The 5,164-nt window shown below is 42.5% G+C and carries 5 protein-coding genes; 3 read left to right on the top strand and 2 right to left on the bottom strand.

What is annotated here, in order from left to right; all coding sequences use genetic code 11:
• Both AACQ17_RS06190 and AACQ17_RS06185 read right to left on the bottom strand, forming a co-directional pair.
• On the bottom strand, nt 1-323 hold a 323-nt coding region (locus AACQ17_RS06190), incomplete at its 3' end, for an aminotransferase class V-fold PLP-dependent enzyme (protein WP_170935141.1).
• Between the two features lie 143 nt (nt 324-466).
• A complete protein-coding gene (locus AACQ17_RS06185; RefSeq protein ID WP_094147455.1) occupies nt 467-1,726 on the bottom strand; it encodes a DUF945 family protein in 1,260 nt (419 codons plus the stop codon).
• Nucleotides 1,727-1,900: 174 nt separating this feature from the next.
• Here AACQ17_RS06185 and AACQ17_RS06180 point away from each other — a divergent pair, with 174 nt between their 5' ends.
• From AACQ17_RS06180 to AACQ17_RS06170, 3 genes are all read left to right on the top strand, one after another.
• Complete coding sequence (locus AACQ17_RS06180) at nt 1,901-3,826, top strand: ATP-binding protein (protein WP_170899151.1); 1,926 nt, start codon at nt 1,901-1,903, stop codon at nt 3,824-3,826.
• A 30-nt stretch (nt 3,827-3,856) separates the two neighbouring features.
• Nucleotides 3,857-4,354, top strand: a complete 498-nt coding sequence (locus AACQ17_RS06175) for a response regulator (protein ID WP_094147456.1) — start codon at nt 3,857-3,859, stop codon at nt 4,352-4,354.
• Nucleotides 4,355-4,536: 182 nt separating this feature from the next.
• Nucleotides 4,537-5,085 (top strand): hypothetical protein, encoded by a 549-nt coding sequence (locus AACQ17_RS06170; protein WP_026027603.1) that lies wholly within the window; start codon nt 4,537-4,539, stop codon nt 5,083-5,085.
• Nucleotides 5,086-5,164 lie beyond the last annotated feature (79 nt).

The raw sequence follows: 5,164 nt of genomic DNA, 5'->3' as shown, positions 1-5,164 counted from the left end.
GCCCAGTAACCCGCATCAATATAGGTCGCTTTAGTCGCATCGCCTAATAAGTTTAAAGGCACCGCCGCAAACTGAGCGCGCGCTCCACCCTGACAAAATAATACTTTGTAATTACTCGGGATATTAAGCAAATCTCGCAGATCTTGCTCCGCTTCTTGAGCAACGCGAATAAAAGGTTTACTACGATGACTAATTTCCATAACGGACGTGCCAAGCTCGTTCCAGTTAATAAACTCGGCTTGCGCTTTTTCCATCACGGCTTTAGGTAAGGCTGCTGGGCCTGCGCTGAAATTATAGACTGGGCCCGCTTGATTTGATTCCATGAGTTCCTTGCTCCTGCTATCGACAATTAATGTGATTAATACCACTTTTTGATGTGGATAAAAAGCGAGAAAAGAGCTTCTATCGGCTCTTTTCTCTTACTGATTGCTAAAACTCGCGAAATCGTTTGCTTGAGCGCCGTTCGCTATCGCATCAATGCCGGAAGTAATAGTGTCAATAGCGGCATTTGATTGCCATTTTCAAATTCCAAGTTGCCCTGTTTCAGTTCAGCTTGGAGTCGATATCCTTGATCGGTTTGCTGCATAATTTCCATCACAACAAGCTCATCAATACCTTGCTGGATAAAAGGAAAATCTTCAACCAGCTGGTTAGAAATGAAGGTATCAATGTGGCCGGTTAAGGCTGGTAAAATGGTACTCGGATCTTGCACCACATTATTTGTCCCTTCAGGAACCGCTATCTTCCAGTTTGATTCAAACTCACCTTGGCCAACTTTTAGCGCCATTTTATTCATCGATAGATAAAAACCTTTCTCGAATAATGATTGCACATAAGGTAGTGCTTGCTGAATGTCCTCATCAGAAAGTTCTGGGCTGTTTTGGTAAAGCGTTGAGAGCTTATCAAAAGCGTCACCATCTAAATCACCCAAGGTAAAATCAAGATTAAGGTCCTTCACCTCGCCTTCGCTATAAGTTAATTTATCCATCTCAATCAAGTGATTACTATCAAAACGAGAAGGCTCTCCTTTTAATACCGAATCAAAGGAATAACGCATGTTGTCCATACTCAGCGTATTTTCACCTAGGCCATCGACAAGATTAATTTTTGCTAACGCCAATGACTGTTGTCCTAGCCAGAAGCCTTTATCTTGTTTACCTATACCTTGACCAGTTAGCTGTGAAAGCATCATTTTTTCACCACTGGTAAAATCCAACTCAACAGAAGGAACATTCAGTTGATAAGTGATTTCACCTAGCACCGAAATATCACCTTTCAATGTGGCGGGCGTTGTCGAGAACGTCATCTCGCCACCTTCACTTTGGTAGTGCCAACTGTCTAGCGCCACAGTGTATTGAGTATTGCCATTCAACTGCGTGATACTGGTCATCGTCAATGGTAGATTTTCTTGATCAGCAATAACGGATGTTGCTGTTAAACTCAACAGGCCATGCTTAACCTCGCTATTGACTAAAACTTGGGTCGGTAAACCATCGACAATAAACTGTTGTTTGAGCGTTTTATCTGCAATCTGATAGCGGGTTTGCACGGTTGATGAAAGGTAACCGCGCTTATAACTGACAATGTCCGCCTCAATTGAACCTGAAGAGATATTTGCAATACCGTTAGTGATCACCTTTTCACCGATTTGCCCGACAGCCAACGGCCAGCATGCTGCTAAGACGATAGCACCACCAACCGCACCAATGATTTTTAACTGTTTCATAGTGTTCCATTCCTGAAGATTTTACCCAGTCTACCGTAAACAATTGAAAACCAAAACATGGAGTTAGGTCAGAGTATTGCTAAGATGTGATGAGAAATTCTAAAACCTAGCTCTCAAACCCACTGCGTAATACTTGCTACAGTAGTCAAAACAGCGATGACAGTAGAGGCTTGTGTGAACCATTACGCACTACTTTGTTTAGACAATAACCCAATCAGCACAGAACAGTTGCGAGCTGAGTTAGCTCCGTTCGCCGCTAAATTTGATCTTCATACAGCGGACACCATAGATGAAGCTGAGCAAGCCCTAGAATATTTGCACGAACAGCAACAAACGATTGCATTGGTCATTGCCAGTCACCATGAGCAGTTTGATGGTGCGGATTTTTTGACTCAACTCGATAAATCAATCCACACGCGTTCAGCGCGGAAAGTGCTGATAAGCTGCGGACAAGATATTCAAGCAATTCTCACCGCCGTCAATGAGGGGCGATTAGATCACTGCCTCACTAAGCCACTACAAAATAACGTGCTCTATAAAACCGTCCAAAAAGAGCTCACGACCTACATCTTAGATCACGATAAAGACAACATTCTCAACTACAGCACAATACTTGATCAACAGCGCATCTTACGCGCGCACATCGATAATAAAATGCGCAGTTATCGAGATGGGTTTATCTCCGATTACCACAAGCTTTCTGATACAGAACTGGCTGAACAAGTAATTGGTGCTTTACACCAATTTTTTGAAAATGAAGATGAAACTCGCGCCTGCCGAACCTACTCCACTAATCACTTTCTTACCAAAGAGGGAGAAGAGAACCGCTTTCTTTGGTTCATCACTGAAGGTGAAGTGGCCCTGTATAAAAAAGATGATTTAGGGCAACAAAGAGAAGTGGTTCGCCACAAAAAAGGCAACATTGTCGGTGGTATGTCTTTTGTGACTGGTGAGAAATCTTTTTCTACTGCCGTCACCCTGACTAAAACCGATGTGATTAAACTAGACCGAGATGTGTTTGCAAAAGTCATGCATTCGGATACTCGGCTATTGCCCCTATTTACTAACTTGCTGCTCCGCCATTTTAACCGCCGCTTACAACGCAGTATTAACACTAAACTGCAACTACAAAAAACGCTCGAATCACTTGAGTCAGCTCATCAGCAATTAATCGAGCGGGAAAAAATGGCCATGCTCGGTCAGCTTGTTGCAGGCGTCGCTCATGAACTAAACAATCCTGTCGCCGCAATTTTACGTGGAACCGAAACATTGTCAGACAAGATTGAGCACTTAGTCCAAGAGACTGAACATAAAAATCTGCAACATAAAGGCAGCCAACTATTAAGGAATGCACTTTCAGCCAAACCTACTTCTACATCAGAAGAGCGGGCACGCGCTAAAGCCATAGAAAATGAAATTCATCATCGTTTGATCGCGAAAAAATTGGTCAAACTCAATCTAGATGATGATCTTGCGCTCCGACAATCGGCTAAACACGATCCCGAAAAAACGTTAGAAACACTGGAACAGTTAGAAAACTATTTCCTAACAGGTAGTACACTTCGTTCTATCAATGTTTGTGCACAACGCATCGCCGATATGGTACGAAGCCTTAAAGGGTATGCTCGCCCTGATGATGAAGCGCTGCACAAGGTCAATATTCATGAAGGTATTGAAGACACTCTGGTTATTTTCGAAAATCGTCTTAAGCGCCACAAAGTCGAGAAAGAGTATGCCGACTTACCTTTGATTACCTGTCAGCCGATTGCATTACAACAAGTATGGACAAACCTCATTTCCAACGCTATTGATGCCTTCCCAGCCAATGGCGTACTGCACATTGCAACCACATTAGCAAAACAGGGTAATCAATCTTTTGTGACCATCAGTTTCACGGATAATGGTTGTGGGATCCCGTACGAGCAGAAAGAGCGTATCTTCACATTAAATTACACGACGAAAAAAGAAGGTAACTTTGGGCTAGGTATTGGGCTTTCTGTCTGCCAACAAATAGTCCACCAGCATCAAGGTTGGATCGATGTTCAATCTGAACAGGATAAATACACGACGATGACGGTATGGCTGCCAGTTAGTCGATAACTTGTCGTGCTGATGATTAAGGAGAATATCATGAACAAATTTTTGATCTTATGCGTGGACGATGAACGTGAAGTATTGGACAGCGTCATACAAGACCTCGACGAATTTGAAGAGTTTTTTATCTTAGAAGCCGCAGAATCTGTTGCAGAGGCAAAAGAAGTGATTGCCGATCACCAAGCTCAAAATATCAAGCTGGCTTTAATTTTGTGCGATCACATTATGCCCGAACAAACAGGTATTAGGTTCTTAATTGAATTAAGCCACAATGAAGAGACGCAACATACACGCAAAGTGCTACTAACAGGCCAAGCAGGGCTAGAAGACACCGTAGAAGCGGTGAATAATGCCAGCCTACATTTTTATGTAGCCAAACCTTGGGATGGGAACAAACTTCGCGATGTTATCAAAGATCAATTAACACAATATATGATTGAAAACGAATCAGATTTAATGCCTTGGGCCAGAGTCTTGGATGCCGAGAAAATCTTCAATGCGATCGCACAAAACCGCATCAGTTTTGGTGAATAAAATATCCTAACGAAGAAATGGCACTCTCTTTGCTTATTTTTTGCGAAGACAACAAAAGAATGACACTTTTTAATGGCGACAATGTCAATCTATGCACTATGATGTCTAAATTCTTTAATGTCACCGCGGGTATTCCGCGACTGACCATGGAAATAAACTAAAAATATAGGTTTATAGTGACTATGCGTAAAACAATCATTGCAGCCGCTTTGCTGCTAGCCTCAGGCCAAACACTGGCAGAAATAGACCGAAATAGCCCATCCGTCATGAGCAATTTTAGTTATGACTATATCGAAGCTCGTATTGGAGCAAGTCCAGTCACCTTTGGTGCTGCGATGAGCAAATCAATTCACCCAAATGCACATGTTATTGGTCGTATAGACTCTGAGTTTGAAGGTGATTTTGACGCAGCCGCAGGTTTTGGCTTTCATGCTCCTATTAACAACTGGGCTGACTTCACGGGTGAAATGCTATTACGCGTCGTAGATACCCGCGATAATAAAAGCGCAGATACAGGAATGGAATTAAACCTTGGCGTACGCCAATGGCTTGGACCACAGTTGGAAGTTGGTGGCAAAGGTGGCTTTGTTTCTATTGATGACAATGATGACTGGATTGCGTCTGTTTATGCCCGTTTTCATTCTACAGAACTTTTCTCTCTCGGTGCCGAAGCTCGTATCAATGATGCTTACGGCGATCAGCTGATGTTTACGACTCGTTTTAAGTTCTAGGTGTAAACTAAATACAATAAAAAGCCGAGTCTTACGTCTCGGCTTTTTATTTGATAACTATCTTTATTTAATAACAGTG

The organism is Vibrio sp. V10_P2A27P122 (assembly GCF_963874335.1).
GTDB classification, from domain to species: domain Bacteria; phylum Pseudomonadota; class Gammaproteobacteria; order Enterobacterales; family Vibrionaceae; genus Vibrio; species Vibrio anguillarum.
Note: the sequence above shows the minus strand (reverse complement) of the source record. Positions and strands in the feature narration are given on the sequence as shown.